Origin of the sequence: Salipiger pallidus (assembly GCF_014643635.1) — a bacterium.
Classification (GTDB): Bacteria; Pseudomonadota; Alphaproteobacteria; order Rhodobacterales; family Rhodobacteraceae; genus Salipiger; species Salipiger pallidus.
Window position 1 is genome coordinate 229,985 of record NZ_BMJV01000003.1, and the last position, 20,775, is coordinate 250,759.

The window sequence follows — 20,775 nt, forward strand, 5'->3', positions numbered from 1 at the left end:
ATCGAGTGCGTGAAATCTCAATGATTGCGCACCATCGTGCCACCGCCCTCTCGGCGGGAAAGGGGCCTCATAGCCTTTTCCACGGCAGAGTCAAAGCCATTCGCTCTGGCGTGGCCTTGGGCCGTTGCGTCATCCATGAGCGGTCCGCCGGGCTCGGGGTGGCCCTCGATGGCCGTGCGGGAGACCGGATGAGAGGGCGTTTCAGGCCCCCCAGGGGATCCAGATGGTCTTCACCTCGGTCGCCGCCTCGAGGAAGGCATCGGGCGCGCCCTCGGGGCCGGTCCAGTCTCGGTCCATGCCATCGTTGACCCAAGTGCGCTTGAGGCTGCCCGCCGAGCCGCGTTCGATGACCTCGGACAGGGGTGCGCTCGAGAAACTCCAGACCGCGTCGATGTCCATGTGTTCGGCCATGCTGGGGGCCAGCGCCTCGTGCGGGCCGGTGAGGATGTTGACCACGCCCCCCGGCACGTCCGAGGTATCCAGCACCTGGTAGAAATCTGTCGCCGCCAGCGGGAAGGCTTCGGAGGCCACGAGCAACATGCGGTTGCCCATGGCGATGGCCGGCGCCATCACCGACACGAGGCCAAGCAGCGGATGCTCGTCGGGGCAGAAGGCGCCGATGACGCCGCAGGGGGTCCGGGTGGCCAGCGTCGCGCCGCGCAAAGGCGTGTTCGCGATGCGCCCGTCGAAACGGTCTGCCCAAGCGGCGGCGGCAAACAGGCGGTCCACCGACAGGGCGACCTCTTCCGTGCCGTTCTTGCCGGTCATGCGTTCAAGGGTTGCGGCGAATTCGTCCGCGCGGGCGGACAGGTTTTCGCCGATGAAATACAGCACCTGCGCCCGGTTGTGCCCATGGGCCGCAGACCAGCCTGCGGCGCCGTGTGCGGCCTCGACCGCGTTGCGGATGTCCTTGCGCGAGGCGACGGGCGCCTCGCCGATGAGCCGCCCCTTGGGGTCATGGATGCCCCGGGTCTGGCCGTTGTCGGGCCGCGCCTGCTTGCCGCCGATATAAAGCTTCGGCGTACGGTCTACCGCGGCGGGGGCAGTCTCGGTGCCGGTGAAGGCGGAAGTGCGGGTCAGGGGCCTGGGGGTCCCGGCGGGCCGGGTGTAGGCGCTCAGACCCTCGGGGCCGCCCTCGCGTCCGAAGCCGCTTTCGCGGAGGCCACCAAATGGGGCTGCCGCGTCCAGCATGTTGGCGCCGTTCACCCAGATCACGCCTGCCGCGATCTTCGGGGCGACGTCGAGCGCGGTGTTGATGTTCTCGGACCAGACCGACGCTGCCAGCCCATAGGAGGTATCATTGGCCAGCGCCACCGCCTCGGTCGGGGTGCGGAAGGTGGTCGATACCAGCACGGGGCCAAAGATCTCATCCTGCATCAGCGGATCGGCGGGCGACAGGTTCGAGATCAGCGTCGGCGGGTAGAAGCAGCCGTCGGGGCAGGGGGCTTGGTAGACGTCGCCATCCGTGCCACTCACCATGGCGGCGATGCGGGCGCGCTGTTTGGGGTCCACGATGGCCCCCATGTCGATGCACTTGTCGAGCGGGTTGCCCACCCGAAGCGTGTCCATCCGAGCCTTGACCATCTCAAGGAAGCGGTCGGCGACGCCTTCCTGCACCAGCAACCGCGATCCGGCGCAGCAGACCTGCCCGCCGTTGAACCAGATGGCATCCACCAGCCCCTCGGCGGCAGAAGCAAGGTCGGCGTCTTCGAAGACGATGTAGGGTGACTTGCCCCCAAGCTCGAGGCTCAGCGCCTTGCCGGACCCTGCGGTGGCGGCGCGGATGGCGCGGCCCACCTCGGTCGAGCCGGTAAATGCGATCTTGTCCACCGGGGATTTTACGATCATCTCGCCCACTGTGCCGTCGCCGGTGACGATGTTGACGACGCCCTTCGGCAAACCGGCCTTGTGGCAGAGCTCGGCAAAGAGCAGCGCGGTCAGCGAGGTCCACTCGGCGGGTTTCAGCACCACGGTGTTGCCCATGGCAAGCGCCGGGGCCACCTTCCACGCCAGCATGAGCAGCGGGAAATTCCACGGGATGATCTGGCCGCAGACGCCCATGGGCACGCGGCCCGGCATCTCCACCTCCATCAGCTGGGCCGCGCCCGCGTGGTGATAGAAATGACGCGCCGCCAGCGGCAGGTCGATGTCGCGGCTTTCCCGGATCGGCTTGCCATTGTCGAGCGTTTCCAGCACCGCGAACAGCCGCGCGTGCTTTTGCAGCATCCGCGCCAGCGCATAGAGGTGCCGCGCCCGTCCCGGCCCGCCAAGCGCGGCCCAGCCCTGCTGCGCTGTGCGCGCGGCGGTGACGGCGGTGGCAACGTCGCCTTCGGTGGCCTGTGTCAGGGTGGCCAGAACCTCACCCGTGGCGGGATTGCGGGTCTCGAAGCCAGCGCCGGGGGTGGTAAAGGCGCCGTCGATGAACAGGCCGAAACTGCGCCCCTGCGCGTCCAGCCATGCCGTCGCCTCAGAAGGGCTTTCGGAGGCGGGGCCGTAGTCCATGGTTTCGAAGATGTCCTTGACGCTCATCGTTGTCTTCCCTCAATCCATACGGGCCTGAAGCCGTGCTGGGCATCATACCTTAGACCTGCTCGGGCGCGGGAATGCAAAGCGCAAAAGGCCCCGGCGCGGTGCCGGGGCCTTGCTACGTGGCGTTACGCTGGGGGACGTCACGCCACGAGACGATAACCGCCGCTCTCGGTCACGAGAATGCGCGCGTTCGAGGGATCGGGCTCGATCTTCTGGCGCAGGCGGTAGATGTGGGTTTCCAGAGTGTGGGTGGTCACGCCGGCGTTGTAGCCCCAGACCTCGTGCAGCAGCACGTCACGGGGCACCACGCCTTCGGTCGAGCGGTAGAGGAACTTGAGGATGTTCGTCTCTTTCTCGGTCAGGCGCACCTTGCGGTCGTCCTCGGTCACCAGCAGCTTCATCGACGGCTTGAAGGTGTAGGGGCCGACAGTGAACACCGCGTCCTCGGATTGTTCGTGCTGGCGCAGCTGGGCACGGATGCGGGCCAGCAGCACCGGGAACTTGAACGGCTTGGTGACGTAGTCGTTGGCGCCCGCATCAAGGCCAAGAATGGTGTCCGCGTCGCTGTCATGGCCGGTCAGCATCAGGATCGGCGCCTTGACGCCCTGCTTGCGCATCAGCTTGCACAGCTCGCGCCCGTCGGTGTCCGGCAGGCCCACATCGAGGATAATGAGCTCGTAATTCTGTTCCTTGATCCGCGCCATGGCGGCACTGCCGCTGTCGCCTTCGAAGACCTCGAAATCCTCGGTCATCACGAGCTGCTCTGCCAGTGCCTCGCGAAGGTCGTCGTCGTCGTCTACCAGCAGGATGTTCTTGATCTGCGCCATTGTGGCCTCCGTCTTCTTTGACCTCACATGGAAACACCGTTGCGTGTGGGCAAGTTTTGCTGCACCAGTCTCACGCCCTCGTGTTGTGAGCCTTGCTTTGTTACAGGTTAAGGGCTGCTTTGTTTCAGTCTGCACTGCCGAAAGACCCGCCCCATGCCCCTGTCCCCCGATCTCATGGAACTGCTTGCAAGGGCGCGGGCCGACCTGCGGATGGGGGTGCCGGTGGTGATGACGGGCCCCGACGGGGCCGGGGCGCTGGTCATGGCGGCCGAGACCGGATCGCCCGAACGCCTCGCGCTGATGCGCGAAATGGGGGCGCCGGACCTTGCCATCAGCGCCCGCCGGGCCGAGACGCTCAAGGCCCGGCCCTATGACGGCGATCTGGCGCGGGTGATCCTGCCCGAAGACGCGGGCATGACATGGGTGCAGGGCATCGCCGATCCCGCCGACGACCTGACGCGCCCCATGAAAGGGCCGCTGTCGTCGCGCCGCGAAGGGGATGCCGCGCTGCACCGCCTTGCCATCAGCCTTGCGAAATCGGCGCGGCTTTTGCCCGCCGCCCTCGTGCTGCCGGTGCCGCAGCCCTTCGCGCTGGCCGGGGCCGAGCAGCTTACCCTGATCGACGCGGTGGCCGCCGCGCCAAGTCTCATGGTGCTGGCCAACCTCGACCACGTGGTGTCCGCACGCGTACCCCTGCGCGCCGCCGAGAACGCGCGGCTGCACATCTTCCGTCCCGAGGACGGCTCGGAAGAGCATTATGCCATCGAGATCGGCCGGCCCGACCGCGACGCGCCGGTGCTGGCCCGCCTGCATTCGGCCTGTTTCACCGGCGATCTTCTGGGTTCGCTCAAGTGTGATTGCGGCCCGCAGCTCAACGCCGCGCTGGCGATGATGGGCGAGAACGGCTCGGGCGTGCTGCTCTATCTCAACCAGGAAGGGCGGGGGATCGGGCTTGCCAACAAGATGCGGGCCTATGCGCTTCAGGATCAGGGCTTCGATACGGTTGAGGCCAACCACCGGCTGGGATTCGAGGATGACGAGCGCGATTTCCGCCTCGGGGCCGAGATCCTCCAGCGTATGGGCTTTTCTGCGGTGAAGCTGCTGACCAACAACCCCGGCAAGATCAAGATTATGGAGCGCTGCGGCATCGACGTGGTGGAACGGGTGCCGCTCAAGGTTGGTGAGAACCGCTTCAACGAGGCGTATCTTGCCACCAAGATGCTGAAATCGGGGCATCTGTTATGACCCCTGCCATGACCATGGTGCTGACCCGGCAGGGGCTTCGCCTGGGCGGCAGGCTGGTACCTTGCGTCATCGGACGTGGCGGCATCCGGGCCGACAAGCGCGAGGGCGACGGGGCGACGCCGGTGGGCACGCACCACGTTGTCGGTTGCCTCTACCGTCCCGACCGGGTGGCAAAACCCGCCCCTTGGGCGCTGCCCATCCGGCTTGGGGACTTGTGGTCCGACGCATCCGGGGATGCGGCCTATAACACGCTGGTACGTGCCCCTTATGATGCGAGCCACGAACACTTGCGCCGGGCCGATCCGCTCTATGACATCATCCTGCTGACCGACTGGAACTGGCCGGATGCCGAAGCAGGGCGCGGCTCGGCAATCTTCCTGCACCAATGGCGCAGGCCGGGCTTCCCGACCGAGGGCTGCATCGCCTTCCGCCGCGATCACATCGCGCGTATCGCCGCGTGGGCTGTGCCGGGAACGCGGCTCGTGGTGCCCGAAACGCTGGCCTGAAGCGCTTGTCTGAAGCGCACGGGGCCATGGGCCCGACCCACCCGGGGTTCCGGGCAGGTCGGGTGCGGGACGGTCAGGCCGCGCCGGTCCCCTAGTAGACCGCGTCGAAGAATTCCAGCTCGAGCGACACGGCGCGCAGGAAGAAATCCCGTGCGATGTCCGGAGTGGTCGGCCCGACCCGATCCAGCTCGGCCCGCAGGAAGGCCACGAACTGCGCGAACGCAGGGCTATCGTGCAGCGTGATCCACTCGGCATGGACAAAGCTCTCGGGGAGGGGCTTTGGCGCGCGCATGGCCCAGTCGTAATAGAGCCCCTCGGCCACGTTCAGCACGGCGAGTATCGCTGCATAGGAGCGGGTCTCGGCGGCCTCTCTCATGATCGACTGGAAGCCGGTGGTGGGCGCTGTGTCCGGAGTTTCGGCACGGTCCTTGTCGGTCACGCCCAGATGGTCGAAGGCCCGCAGGAAGTAGGTGTTCTCTTCGCCCGAGACCATGCCCGCGAACTGCCCAAAGCGCAGCCGGGCGTCAAACGTGTCGCAGGTCGCTATGGCCGCGCCCAGCAGGGTCAGGAAACTGTCGAGAAAGCGGTGATCCTGGATGAGATAGAAAGCCATCACCCGGTCATTGACGCTGCCGGTGTATAGTTCCGAGACAAAGCGATGTTCCACGGCCCGCGTCCAGTTCGGTTCGCTGGCGGCCCTGAGCGTGTCGCTGAAATGGTCTGTCATGATGCTACCCTTTCGAGGCTGGTAGCGAAGCCGTTGGTCTTAGACATGGGGCGGCCTCGCTGTGAGGCCGGCAAAGGCAGGCATATCGGTCCCATCCCTTCGCCGGCATGATCCGGATCAGGTTCGAAGGGTCACCGCGCTGCTTGCGCCAGCGGTCTCTCAGCTTCTTGTCGAAACTCCCCTTGGTGGGGCCTTCCTATCTGATGGAGCCGGTCCTGTCATCACACGGTTCGCCGGGACAGGCGGTGTACGTCCCATCGCAAAGCCCGGCCGCCGCGCGGTGGCGTTGCGGCACGAACGGAAAAGGGCCGCCCCGCAGGACGGCCCCCTCGTACCGAAGAGGTCAAAGATGTTCAGCCGCCGCCAAGCAGATCGCGCAGCACCTGCTGGATGAAGTTGTCGCGCTGCTGGCGCTCGGGCTGGCGCTGGGGCTGCGGCTGGGGTTGCGGCTGCGGTGCGGGCTGCTGCTCGACCACCTGCGGCTCGGGCTGCTTTGGCGGGATCGAGGGCAGCGCCTTGACCGGCAGACCGTCGTTCACCCGGATCATCGTCTCGCGCCAGATGTCGGCGGGCAGGCCGCCTCCGGTGACGCCGGACAGGGGCGAGTTGTCGTCGTTGCCCATCCACACGCCGGTGACATAGTCGCCGGTGAAACCGATGAACCACGCATCGCGCGCATCGTTCGAGGTGCCTGTCTTGCCTGCGGCGGGGCGGCCGTCGGGCAGCTTGGCGCGCCCGCCGGTGCCCTGCTGGATCACCTGCTCCATCATCCACACCAGTTGACCTGCCGCGTCGGGTTGGATCACCCGGTCCCGGATGCCGCCGCCGGACCCCATGAGCACCTCGTCCTCGCCCTTGAGGCGCAGCTCGCGCAGGCCGTAGGGGATCACCGCCGAGCCGCCATTGAGGATGCCGGCATAGGCGCCTGTCATCTCGACCAGCGTCGCTTCGGACGTGCCAAGCGCCATGGCCGGAGAGCTGTTGACCTCGGACTGGATGCCGAAGGAGGTGGCCACCTGCGCCACGAGATCGCGGCCCACGGTTTCCGACACCTTCACCGCAGGGATGTTCAGCGACTGCGCCAGCGCCTGCGTCAGGGTCACGGTGCCCTTGTAGTTGCGGGTGTAGTTCTCGGGGCACCAGCGGCCCGAGCCGGGGATGTTCATGCAGAACGGCTCGTCCACCACGGTGTCATAGGGCGACGCCCCGAGGTCGAGCGCGGTGGCGTAGATGAAGGGCTTGAAGGACGAGCCAGTCTGGCGCTTCGCCTGCGTGGCGCGGTTGAACACGCCCGACACGCCGGTCTTCTTGCCGCCGACCATGGCGCGCACGGCGCCATCCGCCGACATCACCACGATGGCCGCCTGCACCACCGATCCGGGCTTGGTCACCTTTTCCGAGTAGACCTTGTTCATCGCTTCTTCGGCGGCGCGCTGCAGCTTGGGATCAAGCGTGGTGCTGATCACCACATCCTCGGTGGTGTCGCGGGTAAAGAACTCGGGGCCTTCGGACATGATCCAGTCGGCGAAATAGCCGCCAAGCCGCCGTTCCGCCTGTTCCGACAGAGTGGCGGGGTTGTTCTGGGCCTGCTGCTCCTCGGCGGCGCTAAGGTAGCCCTGTTCGCGCATCAGCCGCAGCACGGTGGCCGCCCGGCGCTGTGACCGCTCGAGATCGTTGGTGGGCGAGAGCGACGAAGGCGCGGTCAGAAGGCCGGCAAGGACGGCCGCCTCCTGCGGGCGCAGCTCACCTGCGTGCTTGCTGAAGTAGCGCTGCGAGGCGGCCTCGGCACCATAGGCCCCGCCGCCCATGTAGGCGCGATTGAGGTAGATCGACAGGATGTCGTCCTTGGAATACTTCAGCTCCATCGCCATGGCGTAGAGGGCTTCGCGCCCCTTGCGCACCAGCGACGACTGGCGGCAGTCGTTGACGTAGGCTGCCTCGGTTTCCCAGACCTCGGGATCAAAAGTTTCGCCAAGGCAGAGCAGCTTGGCGGTCTGCTGCGTGATGGTCGACCCGCCGTGGCCCGACAGCGGGCCGCGCCCCTCGGACAGGTTGATGCGGATCGCCGAGGCGACGCCGCGTGGCGACACGCCGAAGTGGGAATAGAACCGCCGGTCCTCGGTGGCGATGACGGCGTTGCGCAGGTGCGGGCTGACGCTATCGGCGGTCACGACACCGCCGAACTGATCGCCGCGCCAGGCGAAGATCTGGTTGTTGCGGTCCATCAGCGTGACCGACCCGCGCGACCGTCCGTCCAGAAGCGTCTGATAATCGGGCAGCTTGGCGTAGTAGTAACCGACACCTGCCGCCAGAAGCAGCAGAAGGACGGTCGTCACCCGCCATGTGATCTTCCAGACCAGGCCAAAGAGCCAGCCGAAGATGCCAAGGATGAACCCTGCGATAGGGTTGCGCCGCCGCCTTGACGCCGCAGCCTTGCCGCGCGTTTTCGGCGGTGCCTTGGCCCTGGTTTTGCTGGGCTTCTGATCGCCTTGCTTGCTGTAGCGGCTCTCTGCCACGAGGCGGCGCTTGCCTCGGCCTGAATCACTCATTTCGCCCTGCCCGGTCTTTTTCGAGTTCCCTTGAGGATACAGCCATAGAGCAGGGATGTTGACCGTGAAACCGCCGCAGTTATGACTTTTTAATGAGCATAAAAATTGTGCTTATTTGGCTTTCAGGCCCATTTTTTGAACATCGATGTGCCGTGGGTTTGGGATTGCAACCCCGTTGCCCTTTAAAAGAGCGCCCAGTGGCGGCTTTCTGCCCCTGCACATTGCAGGCGTGGCTCTGCGAAACCGAAAGGGACCAAGGTGAAACTGATCATTGCGACGATCAAGCCGTTCAAGCTCGAGGAGGTGCGCGAAGCGCTCACCGCAATCGGCGTGCGCGGCATGATGGTGACGGAAATCAAGGGCTTCGGCTCGCAATCTGGACACACCGAAATCTACCGCGGCGCCGAATACGCAGTGAATTTCGTTCCGAAGATCAAGCTCGAGATCGTGGTCGCATCCTCGATGGCAGAGCAGGTCGTCGAGACCATCACCAAGACGGCGCAGACCGGCAAGATCGGTGACGGCAAGATCTTCGTTCTGGACGTGGCGCAGGCGGTACGCGTTCGGACCGGCGAAACCGACGCGGACGCCATCTGATCCGGATCGGATCGCAGGATACAAGGGACATCAGACAATGAAACTTCTCAAGACACTTGCCCCGGCTGCGGCGCTGATCGCGCTGCCGTCCCTGGGCTTGGCACAGGACGAAGGCCCGACCGCCGGCGTCAACGCCTCGACCGATACGGTCTTCATCTTCAACTCGCTGCTCTTCCTCATCGGTGGTTTCCTGGTGATGTGGATGGCCGCGGGCTTTGCCATGCTCGAAGCGGGCCTCGTGCGTTCCAAGAACGTCGCCATGCAGTGCATGAAGAACGTCGCACTGTTCTCGCTGGCGGCGATCTTCTACTACCTGATCGGCTACAACCTGATGTACCCGCTGGGCACCTGGGCCACCGATGGCGTGATCTCGGGCGTCTGGGGCCCCGCCGTTCTTGAAGTCGTGGGCGTTGCCGCCGATGGCGCGGATGACTACTCCTATGCCTCGACCGGCTCCGACTTCTTCTTCCAGCTGATGTTCTGCGCCACCACCGCCTCGATCGTCTCCGGCACCCTCGCCGAGCGCATCAAGCTGTGGCCCTTCCTGATCTTCGTGATCGTCCTCACCTCGATCATCTACCCGCTCCAGGCGTCCTGGAAATGGGGTGGCGGCTTCCTCGACGCGGCTGGCTTCCTCGACTTCGCAGGCTCGACCGTGGTGCACAGCGTTGGTGGCTGGGCGGCTCTCACCGGTGCGTTGATCCTTGGCCCGCGTATCGGCAAGTATCGCGACGGCAAGACCGTGCCGATCCCCGGCTCCAACCTGACCCTCGCCACGCTTGGCACGTTCATCCTGTGGCTCGGCTGGTTCGGCTTCAACGGTGCATCGCAGCTGGCAATGGGCACCGTGGGTGACGTGGCCGACGTGTCCCGCATCTTCGCCAACACCAACACCGCGGCAGCGGGCGGCGCCATCGCAGCGCTTATCATGACCCAGGTCATGTACAAGAAGCCCGACCTCACCATGGTGCTGAACGGCGCGCTGGCCGGCCTCGTGTCGATCACCGCAGAGCCCCTGACCCCGAGCCTCGGCGCGGCCACCATCATCGGTGCCATCGGCGGCATCATCGTGGTCTTCGCGGTCCCGATGTTCGACAAGCTCAAGATCGATGACGTTGTCGGCGCGATCCCGGTCCACCTCGTGTGCGGCATCTGGGGCACCATCGCGGTGGTCTTCACCAACGCGGACGCCTCCTTCGCGACCCAGCTTTACGGCATTGTCGTGGTCGGCATCTTCACCATCGTCACCTCGGCTGTCGTGTGGTTCATCCTAAAGCTGGTCATGGGCATCCGTGTGACCGAAGAGGAAGAGATCACCGGTCTCGACATGGGCGAGCTTGGCATGGAAGCCTACCCCGAGTTCTCCAAGAGCTGAGGCTCTGATCTGAAAAGGCCCTTTGCGGGCTGACGGCCCGGGCGTTCGCGCCCGGGCTTTTTCGTTGCAGGGGGTAGGGCCCTTGGATGGGTCCGTGTAGGCCTTGGGCGGTATCAAGATCCCTTCGCTAAAAATTTTCTGTGATCGGCGGGAACCTTCCGGTGTGTCGATGGATTTTGTTCTCGGGGAGCGAGAGTGCCCGAAGAGCGCGCAGCCCCTCACCACACTGATGACAGAGGAGGTCTTCATGGCCACCACAACCTATGACACCCGGGGCGCAGTCGACGCCGCGGGTGAACCCGTCCGCACGCGCCCCGGCTGGGGTGTCCTGTTGCTTGGCTGGGTCTGTGTCCTGTTCGGGCTGGTGATCTTCGTCGGCGGCGTCTGGCTGATCGTGCTGGGCGGAAGCTGGTATTACGGCATCGCGGGCGCGGGGCTCATTGCCACGGGCATCCTGCTCAACCATGCCAACATGGCGGCGTTTTGGATCTATTTGGCGATCTGGGGCGGCACATTGGCTTGGGCCTGGTGGGAGGTCGGTGCCGACTGGTGGGCGCAAGTGCCGCGCATGGTCGCCCCCACGGTGATCCTCGTGCTGATCCTGCTGTGTCTGCCCAGCATCCGCCGGGTGCACCGCGCGCCGGTCCACTGACCACGCTGCCGATCGGCACGCCCCGCTCTGGGGCGCGTGCCGCAGGGCGTCCCGCAGATGCCTGACGATATGCCAATCCGGCCGTGTCGAACCGTTCCGCGGCCAAGGAGGAACCATGAAGATACCCCATAGCAGCCTAAGCGCCCTCGCGCTCGGTGCGGCGCTGGCGACAGCTCCCTTCGCCGCATCGCCGCTTCTGGCGCAGGACAGCGGCACCGACACGCCCCCCTCCGCCGAAGCGCCCGAAGAGACGCCTGAAACCGAAGCGCCTGAGACCGAAAGCCCCGAAGCCCAAGCTCCGGAGGCCGAGGCAACCGGGACCGAAGACCCGGAACTGCCGGTCCCCGAGGTCGAGACCCCCCAGATCGAGGATGACGAGCCTGACACCGCTTCGGACGCCGAAGGCACCGAAGACACCGCCGCCCCGACCGGGCAGGACGCAGCCTCCGAAGCGGACACGCCCGAGGACGGAACGACCAACACCGATGCAGAGCCCGAAACGGGCACGGCCTCTGACGAAGGCACCGCCGAGGAGGCAGGCACCGAAACCGCCCCTTCCGCGGAGCCATCGACCGACACGGCAGAGCAACCTGAGGACGAGGGCGCAGGGTCCGGTGCGGACGGCGACACCGCCGCCGAGACCGAGGACACAGCCGGCGCCACCGGCGAAGACGAACCGGATGCCATGGCGGACGGCGCGGCCGAAGACACCGGCCCCGACGCCGCGCCCTACGCCGCAGCGCAGATGCCTGACGTAGGCAGGGACTGGCCCTTCTGGGGCGGCAGCGAACAGGCGCAGCGCTATTCCCCGCTGGACCAGATCACCCCCGAAAATGTGGGCAACCTCGAGCGGGCTTGGGTCTACCACACCAAAGACCTCCCCGAGGGCCCGACGGAGGGCAAGTATTCCCCCGAGAACACCCCGCTCAAGGTCGGTGACGATCTGCTGATGTGCACGGCGATGAACATCCTCATCTCCATCGATGCGGCGACCGGTGAAGAGAACTGGCGCTACGATCCCGACGTGCCCCCCGAGGCCATCCCCTACGGTGCCTCCTGCCGTGGCGTGTCAGTCTGGACCGACCCCGCCGCCGCCGAGGGCGAAGCCTGCGCCACCCGCGTCATCGAGGCCACCATCGACGCCCGCCTGATCGCAGTGGACACGCAGACCGGCGAGCCCTGCGCCGATTTTGGCGAGAACGGCAACGTCGACCTGTGGGAGGGCATCGGCGACAAGGTTCCCGGCTGGTACGCGGTGACCGCGCCCCCCGCCATCGTGCGCGGCGTCGTGGTGACCGGCGCGCAGGTCAAGGATGGCCAGGCCGAGGACGCGCCCTCCGGCGTGATCCGTGGCTATGATGCGCGCAGCGGCGACATGGTCTGGGCCTGGGATCTTGCCGCGCCCGAGGAAATGCGCAATGGCCCGCCCGAGGGCGAGACCTACACCCGCGGCACCCCCAACATGTGGACCACCGCCACCGGCGACGAAGAGCTCGGCCTCGTCTATCTGCCCTTGGGCAACTCGTCGGTGGACTATTATGGCTCCAACCGCTCGGAGGTGGAGAACGAATACGCTACCTCTCTCGTGGCGCTTGATGCGACGACCGGCGAAGAGCAGTGGAAGTTCCAGACCGTGCGCAACGACGTCTGGGACTATGACCTTGGCAGTCAGGCCAGCCTGCTCGAATACCAAGGCCAGCCGGCGGTGCTGCTCGCGTCTAAGCAGGGGGACGTCTACATCCTCAACCGCGAAACCGGCGAACCGTTGACCCCGGTGGGCGAAGTCACCGACCTTCCGCAAGGCGACATCGAACCCGATTTCGTGGCCGACAGCCAGCCGGTCTCCGACTGGTTCGACATCCGCAAGCCCGAGCTGACCGAGAAGGACATGTGGGGCTTTACCCCCATCGACCAGCTCTACTGCCGGATCCGCTTCCAGATGGCTGAATATCAGGGCTACCTGACGCCGCCTTCCACGGACTGGTACATCCAGTACCCGGGCTACAACGGCGGCAATGACTGGGGCTCGGTTGCTATCGATCCCGAGCGCAACCTCATGATCATGAACTACAACGACGTGCCCAACTACAACCGGCTTGTCCCGCGCGAGACCGCCGATGCCCAGGGATGGAAGCCGATCAACGAGACCGGCAACGAAGGCTCCGGCGGGGCTGAGGGCGCGGGCGATCCGCAGGCAGGCTCGCCCTATGCGATCCAGGTGAACGCCGGCTGGCAGTCCGAGCTGACGGGCATGCCCTGCACCAGCCCGCCCTACGGCGGCATCACGGCTGTAGATCTCGAAACCGGCGAGCAGGTCTGGGATACCCCGATCGGCACCGCCCGCCGCAACGGCCCGTTCGGCATTCCGTCGTTCCTTCCGGTCAAGATCGGCACGCCCAATAACGGCGGCTCGGTGGTCACCGCAGGCGGCCTGACCTTCATCGGGGCGGCCACGGACAACCTGTTCCGTGCAATCGACACGGAAACCGGGGAAACGCTGTGGTCCGACGTCATGGATCAGGGCGGACAGGCCAACCCCATCGCCTACGAGGTGGACGGCGAGCAATACGTGCTCATCGGTCCGGGCGGGCACCACTTCATGCACACCCCCGTGGGGGATGCGGTGATTGCCTACAAGTTGCCTTCGGGCAACTGACCTCAGGGCACGCAAGCATGCGTAAACACTTCAGGACGCCGCGATCCTCTCGCGGCGTCCTGAGCGTGTCAGGGGTTGCCCGGAGCACCCCACGCGTCGTCTCATTGGAAATACGCCAAAACGATGAGTGGGCGTCCCGTAAGCCGTCCGGGGGGCGGTTTTGCTCATGACGGAGCGGTGGCCGCAAGCGGCGAAGCAAAGAGGGGGCAGCGCCCCTGCCGTCTTTTGAACCTTGTCCGATGTCGGTCATCGATATTCGAAGACGGTCTGCAATCGGCGTTGCCAACAATCCATCGTGGTCAGTGGCAATGCGGGGCGCGCGGCCATCCCTGCCAAGCTGACGCAGTTACCCCCGGGAGACGATCCGCTCAAGCCGTTGCCGCGCGATGTCCTCGTCCCGCTCCGCCCGTCGGTCGGCAGCCAGCGCTTCCTCGACATAGGCAAGGTGCCGGTCCACCGCCGCATGGGCTGCCGCGGGATCGCGAGCCTGAAGCGCGGCGTTGATGGCGCGGTGCTGGTCCAGCAGGGCCTCGCGCGTGGTGCGCTGCTTGAACATGACCTGCCGGTTGTAGAACACCCCCTCGCGCAGCAGCTGGTACATGGACCGCATCATGTGAAGCATCATGACGTTGTGGCTGGCCTCGACGATGGCGAGGTGAAAATCCGCGTCCAGATGCGCCTCGTCCGCCGGATTGCGCTTCTGGTGGGCGGCCTCCATCTGGCGGAACAGCTCGTCGATAACGCGAAGGTCGGTCTCGGTGCCGTTGATCGCGGCGCGCTGGGCGGCGATGCCCTCCATGTCGCGGCGGAAATCCAGGTAATCGAAGATCGCCTCGTCATGGCGCGCGAAAAGCTGCACCAGCGTGTCGGAAAACGCCGAGCCCAGCGCCTCGGTGACAAAGATCCCCGCGCCGGCGCGCGATACCAGCAGGTCGCGCTCCTGCAGGTCGGCCACCGCTTCGCGCAGGCTGGGGCGGGACACGCCCAGCCGCTCGGACAGCTCGCGCTCGGCGGGCAGGCGTTCGCCCGGGCGCAGGATGCCGCGCAGAATCAGCTCCTCGATCTGGCGCACCACCGCGTGGCTTAGCTTTTCCGATGACACGGGGCGAAAGGGCATGAGGCTTCCCAGCTGGCTGGAATTGTGGAATTGGTCAGATCATATGACCGCAACCGGGGTCAGACAAGGGCGGACAAGGTGGCAAAAAGGCTTACCAGCGCTTCAGCGCATCCTCGTCCTCATTCTTTGCAGCAACCCATGCCGCGCCATCCTTCGCGGTTTCCTTCTTCCAGAAGGGCGCGCGGGACTTGAGGTAGTCCATCAGGAACTCGGCGGCCTCGAAAGCATCCTTGCGATGTGGCGAGGCGGTGGCGACCATCATGATGCGCTCGCCGGGGGCCAGCGGTCCATGGCGGTGGATAACCAGAACCTCGCCCAGATCCCAGCGACCTTCCGCCTCGCGGGCGATCGCTTCAAGCGCCTTTTCGGTCATGCCGGGGTAATGCTCAATCTCCATGCCGCGCAGATCGCCACCAAGGTCGCGCACGGTCCCCGCAAAGGTCACCACTGCCCCCAGATCGTGGCGCCCGGCGGCAAAGCCGTCGCATTCGGCACCGAAATCAAAGGGCTCCTGCTGAACGAGAATGCGCAAGCCCATGGGCCTCAGCCTCCGGTCATCGGCGGGAAGAAGGCCACCTCGCGCGCGCCCGACAGGGGGGCGTCGAACTCGGTCAGCTCCTGATCCACGGCGACGCGCAGGGATGACAGGTCGGCAAAAGCAACCTCGTAGCGTTCCTCGCGGGCGCGCAGTTCCTCGACCAGCTCGGCGACGGTGGTGGCCGAGGTCTCGATACGCTCTTTCGGCAGGCCGATGCGTTCACGCACCCAAGCAAAGTAGAGAACGTCCAGCATCATCCGTCCTTCAGGTGAGGCATCGCCTTGGCGAAGTAATCCCATCCGGTGATCAGGGTCAGGCTCGCGGCGATCCACAGCAGGGTGAGGCCCACATGTCCGGCCCAGATCATGCCCTGATCCTTCCAGATCAGCCCATGGGTGTCAGGTGCGTCACCGGACAGGATGGCGCTGACCTGAGCGGCCGACATCCCGTCGATGCTTACGGCAAGGTAATGCTCGAACATGCCTTGGGCGAAAAGAACGGCGATGGCCACCATCTGGAAGGTGGTCTTCCACTTGGCCAGCTTGGTCACCTTGAGCGTGCCCGCCACGTCTCCGAGGAATTCCCGCAGGCCGCTTACGAACACCTCGCGGAAGAGGATGAAGGTCGCAGGCAGCACCAGCCACGGCGACATGGACGAATAGCCCACGATCACCATGAGGGCGATCACCACCATCGCCTTATCCGCAATGGGATCAAGCATTGCCCCAAGCCGCGATTCCAGCGCCCAGGTGCGGGCGATGTAGCCGTCGAACCAGTCGGTGACGGCGGCGCTGATGAACAGCACCAGCGCGAACCAGTCGGCCAGCGGGCGTGAGAAATAGAGGAACATCACCGCCAAGCCGGGAGCGGCGAGCAGGCGAAGGGCGGTGAGGGTGTTAGGCAGGGTCCAGCGCATGAAGGGATAGTTAGCGCTCTTTCCCATAGGAGGAAAGGGACAGTGTTAAAGGTTGTTAATACGGCCCGCCACAGGCCCTGTTGTGAGCCAGACGCACAAGCTTCGGGGGCGGGGAGGTCTAGCGGGACGACGGCGATGCCGCGCCCCGGGCCGCCCGGGCCAGCCGGTCCATGAAAAGCCCCCGCGCGGCGGGCAGGGGGCGGTCCCGCAGGGCGTAGGCAAGCCGCTGCTCCATGAAATGCCCGGTGGTGCCAAGCGCGGTGAGGATGTCGGCATCCGTGGCCGGGCCTTCGCCCAGAAGCACCGGGGGCAGGGGCAGCAGCCTTGGCGCCCAGTCCCCGGCAGCCGAAGCGGACACCGCCCGCCCGGTGCGCGGCGAGACATAGGCCAGGTGGTCGTTCCCCCCGCTCACCGCGCAGGCTGACAGGTCGAGCCCGAAGCCCATCTCGTCCAGAAGTGCCATTTCCCAGCGCAGGTAGGCCAGCGGCCAGAGGTCGGGCTCGGCCAGCAGGTCCAGCAGCTGTTCGGTGCGGGTGTAAAGCGCGGGATGCGCCTCGCGCTCGGGCAGGCAGAAGGCCAGCAGCGCCACCACCGCGTTGAGCCCGGCCAGCGACAACCGGTCCGCCATGGCGATGGCCGCCCGCGAACGCTGCGGCTCCACGGTGAAGGCGCCCATGTGATCCTCGAGCCGCGCCCGCCACGCGAGGTCAAGCTGCGCCCCTGGCTGCAGGCTGGGCGCGATTTTTCGCGATGCCCCGCCACGCAGCACCCCGAGATGACGGCCATGCTCGGGGGTGAATACCTCCAGGATGGCCGAGCTTTCGCCATGCCTGCGGGAAGACAGAAGAATGCCGGTGTCGCGCCAGTCCATGTGGGCAATGTCGTGATTTCCGGCGGCAAGGGCAAGCGGGTGCTGCCCTCTCCGGCTTGTGAAGTGCCGTCAGTCCCCGGTGGATTGACCGGACGGGGGAGGGCGTCAAGATCTCCCTGACCTGACCTGACCTGACCTGACCTGACCTGACCTGACCTGACCTGACCTGACCTGACCTGACCTGACCTGACCTGACCTGACCTGACCTGACCTGACCTGACCTGACCTGACCTGACCTGACCTGACCTGACCTGACCTGACCTGACCTGACCTGACCTGACCTGACCTGACCTGACCTGACCTGACCTGACCTGACCTGACCTGACCTGACCTGACCTGACCTGACCTGACCTGACCTGACCTGACCTGACCTGACCTGACCTGACCTGACCTGACCTGACCTGACCTGACCTGACCTGACCTGACCTGACCTGACCTGACCTGACCTGACCTGACCTGACCTGACCTGACCTGACCTGACCTGACCTGACCTGACCTGACCTGACCTGACCTGACCTGACCTGACCTGACCTGACCTGACCTGACCTGACCTGACCTGACCTGACCTGACCTGACCTGACCTGACTTTGCACGCCATAGGTTCGGCCCTTGGTCGTTCGCCTGATGTAGCCGGGCCGGGCTAGCCGCTCGCCCCTATCTTGCCATCTGCCTCATGCCGTCCGATGGCTTCAACTCCAGCCCCCTGCACAGAATGCTTCGAGCTGTGCCCAAGCCGGGTTGCCCATTTTTCGGCGCGGTTTGGGGCCTTCTTTATCAAAGAGCTTTCGCCCGGTCGGTCCTCAGCCGATCCGATTGACCAGAGCGGCCCACATGGGCCTCAAACGGCCCAATTCGCCCATTGCGTTCCGCCGGCCCGGCCCAAAACTTCATCCGTTCATCCGTTCATCCGTTCATCCGTTCATCCGTTCATCCGTTCATCCGTCCGTTGAAAGTCACCATGTCTCCGACTCCCCGTCTCATCGCCCTGCTCGTCGCCCTGCTTGCCGCCACCTCGGTCGGTGTGCAGCTGTGGCTCGGGCTGAGCCGCCGGCCCCTGCTGGACGAGGCATGGCGCATGGCGCGGTACTTCACCAACCTTACCAACGTGCTGGTGGCGCTGACCTTTCTGCGCATCGCGCTGGGATGGCGACCCTCGGCGTGGTGGAGCGCCGGGCTCACCCTATGGATCGTCATCGTCGGAGTGGTCTACCACGCGCTGCTGTCGCGCGATCTGTCGGGGCTGCGCTGGTGGACCGATCTTGGCCAGCATAGCGCGGTGCCCGTGGCGGTGGTGCTGTGGTGGCTGGCCTTCGCGCCCAAGCACGGCCTTGGCCCGCGCCACGCGGTGCTGTGGTTGAGCTGGCCGCTGGTCTATGTCGCCTACGTGCTGGTGCGTGGCACGATGGACGGCCGTCACCCGTATTTCTTCGTCGATCCCGGGCGGCTAGGCTGGGACGGTGTGGCGCTCTGGTCGATGGGGCTTGGTGTCGGGTTCTGGCTGGCTGGGCTTGGCGTGGTGCTGCTGGCGCAACGTCTTGGCAGGTCGGCCCCGTCCATGAAACGCGATGATCCTGCAGGCCCCGAGGCCGGTTGAACGCGCAAGCGGCGCACACTGGCGCTTGCCGAAACCCGCGACATGGGCAACACATGCGCCCATGTCAAAGCGTGCCCGTTTGTTTTCCGTCCTGATTGCCTGCGTCGCATGGGCGTCCCTTGTGGCCCAGTTCATCGCGACAGAACAGGAAAGCCTCGCGTTCGCGCCGCTTGGCACCGCGTGGGATCTGGCGCGCTATTTCACCCTCCTGACCAACCTGCTGGTGGCGCTGAGCTTTGCCGTCATGACGCTGACCGACAGGATGCTCTCGCCGGCGTGGCTGGGCGGGCTGACGCTGTGGATCGGCATCGTGGGGGGTGTGTACTGGGCGTTGCTGGCGCAATCGCCGAAGGGGCTGGAGGCCTGGGCGAACCAGGGGCTGCATACGGCGGTGCCGCTTCTCACTGTGCTGTTCTGGATAAAGTGCGCACCCAAGCACGGGCTGCATTTCGGCACGGCCCTGGTGTGGATGCTATGGCCGCTGGCCTATTTCCTTTACGCCATTGCACGGGGGCAGGTGGACGGGGTGTATCCCTACTTCTTCACCGATCCCGCCAGCGTCGGCTGGGACGGGGTGGCACGCTGGTTCGCGATCCTCTGCGCCGCCTTCGTGGCGGCGGGCGGGGTGCAGGTGGGGATAGCACGGCTGATCCGGAGCTAGTCGCGCCTGTCTGCGATCCTGCGATCCTGCGATCCTGCGATCCTGCGAAGGGCGGGGCAGACGCCCACAGCACCCTGATCTCCGGTCGGTTCTGAGCCTGCCTCAGGCCAGCCCGTCCTCGTCTAGCAGGTGGCGGCCAGCGCGGTCCTCGACCTCGATCACCCACAGATCCGGATCGAAGCTGCGCTGTTTGGCGACAGACGCATCGACCTCGCGTTCGTCACCCGAGGCCAACTCGGTCCATTTGCGCTCGCCGGACATGAGGTCGAAGCCGCGGGTGAAGGCCACTGCACGGCCATCGAGCGTGGCAAGCTTCACAAGCACCGCGCCCGCGTGATCGTCGCCGTGGGCGACCACGTAGGCGGGGATATTGGCAAAGCCCAGCCGCGCAAGATAGGCATCGACCCAGAACCGCGTCGTCAGGCGCGCCATACAGTCAGTTGCCGTCCTTGAAATCGAGGCCCATCTCGGAATAGCGCTCGGCCTCTTCAAGCCAGTTCTCGCGCACCTTCACCTGCAGGAACAGGTGCACCCGGCGGCCGAGGAATTCCTCGAGCTCGGCGCGGGCGGCCTGGCCGATGGCCTTGACCGTCTCGCCCTTGTGGCCCAGCACGATGCCCTTGTGGCCGTCGCGCACCACGTAAACCACCTGGTCGATGCGGGCGGAGCCGTCGTCTCGTTCCTGCCAGTGTTCGGTTTCCACGGTCAGCTGGTAGGGCAGTTCCTGATGCAGGCGCAGGGTCAGCTTTTCGCGGGTCATCTCGGCGGCGATCATGCGCATGGGCAGGTCGGCGATCTGGTCCTCGGGGTAGAGCCACGGGCTTTCGGGGACTTCACCCGCCAGCCACTTGCGCAGATCCTCGACCCCGTGGCCACGCTCGGCCGAGATCAGGAAGGTCTGGGCAAAGTCGTAGCGGTCGTTGAGATCCTTGGTCAGCGCCAGAAGGGCAGGGGCCTCGACCCGGTCGATCTTGTTGATGGCCAGCGCGACGCGGCGACCTTTCGGCAGATCGGCAAGACCTTCGAGGATGCTTTCCACGCCTTCGGTCACGCCCCGGTGCGCCTCAATCAGCAGCACGATGATGTCGGCATCCGACGCCCCGCCCCAGGCAGCGGCGACCATGGCGCGGTCAAGCCGGCGGCGCGGTTTGAAGAGGCCCGGCGTGTCGACGAAGACAAGCTGGCTGTCGCCTTCCATCGCCACGCCGCGAATGCGGGTGCGGGTGGTCTGCACCTTGTGGGTGACGATCGACACCTTCGCCCCCACCATGCGGTTGGTGAGGGTGGATTTGCCCGCGTTGGGCTCTCCGATGAGGGCGACGAATCCGGCGCGAGTGGTCATTGGGCTGTCCGTTACGATGTGATCCGCAGACACATAGCGATTAATTGACCCAAGCGCCATAGAGCGACGCTTG

The 20,775-nt window shown here is 65.6% G+C and carries 19 protein-coding genes and 1 riboswitch; of the genes, 8 read left to right on the forward strand and 11 right to left on the reverse strand.

The window, feature by feature from the left end; genetic code table 11:
- Positions 1–201 precede the first annotated feature (201 nt).
- Both IEX41_RS09085 and IEX41_RS09090 read right to left on the reverse strand, forming a co-directional pair.
- Entirely contained in the window at positions 202–2,529 is a 2,328-nt protein-coding gene (locus IEX41_RS09085; RefSeq protein WP_188789922.1) for an aldehyde dehydrogenase family protein, read from the reverse strand.
- 140 nt (positions 2,530–2,669) lie between these two features.
- Positions 2,670–3,356 carry a response regulator transcription factor gene (locus tag IEX41_RS09090; protein ID WP_188789923.1) on the reverse strand — a complete coding sequence of 229 codons (687 nt, stop codon included), beginning with the start codon at positions 3,354–3,356 and terminating at the stop codon, positions 2,670–2,672.
- Positions 3,357–3,509: 153 nt separating this feature from the next.
- On the opposite strand from IEX41_RS09090, the gene ribA reads away from it, so the two are divergent.
- Positions 3,510–4,601, forward strand: a complete 1,092-nt coding sequence (gene ribA, locus IEX41_RS09095; protein ID WP_188789924.1) for a GTP cyclohydrolase II — start codon at positions 3,510–3,512, stop codon at positions 4,599–4,601.
- Positions 4,598–5,107 (forward strand): L,D-transpeptidase family protein, encoded by a 510-nt coding sequence (locus IEX41_RS09100; protein ID WP_229673094.1) that lies wholly within the window; start codon positions 4,598–4,600, stop codon positions 5,105–5,107. The genes ribA and IEX41_RS09100 overlap by 4 nt, the downstream gene beginning before the upstream one ends.
- Before the next feature lie 91 nt (positions 5,108–5,198).
- Here IEX41_RS09100 and IEX41_RS09105 read toward each other — a convergent pair whose 3' ends face one another.
- Together IEX41_RS09105 and IEX41_RS09110 are read right to left on the reverse strand one after the other, a co-directional pair.
- Positions 5,199–5,834: a TenA family protein gene (locus tag IEX41_RS09105; protein WP_188789925.1), complete on the reverse strand. Its 636-nt coding sequence runs from the start codon at positions 5,832–5,834 to the stop codon at positions 5,199–5,201.
- A 77-nt stretch (positions 5,835–5,911) separates the two neighbouring features.
- A riboswitch (TPP riboswitch) is annotated at positions 5,912–6,027 on the reverse strand.
- 160 nt (positions 6,028–6,187) lie between these two features.
- Positions 6,188–8,383 carry a transglycosylase domain-containing protein gene (locus IEX41_RS09110; protein ID WP_188789926.1) on the reverse strand — a complete coding sequence of 732 codons (2,196 nt, stop codon included), beginning with the start codon at positions 8,381–8,383 and terminating at the stop codon, positions 6,188–6,190.
- 258 nt (positions 8,384–8,641) lie between these two features.
- On the opposite strand from IEX41_RS09110, the gene IEX41_RS09115 reads away from it, so the two are divergent.
- From IEX41_RS09115 to IEX41_RS09130, 4 genes are all read left to right on the forward strand, one after another.
- On the forward strand, positions 8,642–8,980 hold the full coding sequence (locus IEX41_RS09115; protein ID WP_188789927.1) for a P-II family nitrogen regulator: 339 nt from the start codon (positions 8,642–8,644) through the stop codon (positions 8,978–8,980).
- A gap of 37 nt (positions 8,981–9,017) precedes the next feature.
- Positions 9,018–10,355, forward strand: coding sequence for an ammonium transporter AmtB (amtB, locus tag IEX41_RS09120; protein WP_188789928.1), 1,338 nt, complete (start codon positions 9,018–9,020; stop codon positions 10,353–10,355).
- A 247-nt stretch (positions 10,356–10,602) separates the two neighbouring features.
- Positions 10,603–11,007 (forward strand): glucose dehydrogenase, encoded by a 405-nt coding sequence (locus tag IEX41_RS09125; RefSeq protein ID WP_188789929.1) that lies wholly within the window; start codon positions 10,603–10,605, stop codon positions 11,005–11,007.
- 115 nt (positions 11,008–11,122) lie between these two features.
- Positions 11,123–13,663, forward strand: coding sequence for an outer membrane protein assembly factor BamB family protein (locus tag IEX41_RS09130; protein WP_188789930.1), 2,541 nt, complete (start codon positions 11,123–11,125; stop codon positions 13,661–13,663).
- A gap of 346 nt (positions 13,664–14,009) precedes the next feature.
- On the opposite strand, the gene IEX41_RS09135 is transcribed toward IEX41_RS09130, so the two are convergent.
- From IEX41_RS09135 to recO, 5 genes are all read right to left on the reverse strand, one after another.
- A complete protein-coding gene (locus IEX41_RS09135; protein ID WP_188789931.1) occupies positions 14,010–14,780 on the reverse strand; it encodes an FCD domain-containing protein in 771 nt (256 codons plus the stop codon).
- 91 nt (positions 14,781–14,871) lie between these two features.
- Complete coding sequence (locus tag IEX41_RS09140) at positions 14,872–15,318, reverse strand: molybdenum cofactor biosynthesis protein MoaE (RefSeq protein WP_188789932.1); 447 nt, start codon at positions 15,316–15,318, stop codon at positions 14,872–14,874.
- Between the two features lie 5 nt (positions 15,319–15,323).
- On the reverse strand, positions 15,324–15,572 hold the full coding sequence (moaD, locus tag IEX41_RS09145) for a molybdopterin converting factor subunit 1 (protein ID WP_188789933.1): 249 nt from the start codon (positions 15,570–15,572) through the stop codon (positions 15,324–15,326).
- Positions 15,572–16,234, reverse strand: a complete 663-nt coding sequence (pgsA, locus tag IEX41_RS09150) for a CDP-diacylglycerol--glycerol-3-phosphate 3-phosphatidyltransferase (protein WP_188789934.1) — start codon at positions 16,232–16,234, stop codon at positions 15,572–15,574. Before pgsA ends, moaD begins: the two co-directional genes overlap by 1 nt.
- Positions 16,235–16,352: 118 nt before the next feature.
- Positions 16,353–17,105, reverse strand: a complete 753-nt coding sequence (recO, locus tag IEX41_RS09155; protein ID WP_188789935.1) for a DNA repair protein RecO — start codon at positions 17,103–17,105, stop codon at positions 16,353–16,355.
- A gap of 958 nt (positions 17,106–18,063) precedes the next feature.
- Between recO and IEX41_RS09160 the strand changes: the two genes are divergently transcribed.
- Both IEX41_RS09160 and IEX41_RS09165 read left to right on the forward strand, forming a co-directional pair.
- Entirely contained in the window at positions 18,064–18,699 is a 636-nt protein-coding gene (locus IEX41_RS09160; RefSeq protein ID WP_188789936.1) for a Pr6Pr family membrane protein, read from the forward strand.
- A 61-nt stretch (positions 18,700–18,760) separates the two neighbouring features.
- On the forward strand, positions 18,761–19,360 hold the full coding sequence (locus tag IEX41_RS09165; RefSeq protein ID WP_188789937.1) for a Pr6Pr family membrane protein: 600 nt from the start codon (positions 18,761–18,763) through the stop codon (positions 19,358–19,360).
- Between the two features lie 102 nt (positions 19,361–19,462).
- Here the strand turns inward: IEX41_RS09165 and IEX41_RS09170 are convergent, their stop codons facing one another.
- Positions 19,463–19,792: a DUF1491 family protein gene (locus IEX41_RS09170; RefSeq protein ID WP_188789938.1), complete on the reverse strand. Its 330-nt coding sequence runs from the start codon at positions 19,790–19,792 to the stop codon at positions 19,463–19,465.
- A 4-nt stretch (positions 19,793–19,796) separates the two neighbouring features.
- Positions 19,797–20,702 (reverse strand): GTPase Era, encoded by a 906-nt coding sequence (era, locus tag IEX41_RS09175; protein WP_188789939.1) that lies wholly within the window; start codon positions 20,700–20,702, stop codon positions 19,797–19,799.
- Between the last annotated feature and the right edge of the window lie 73 nt (positions 20,703–20,775).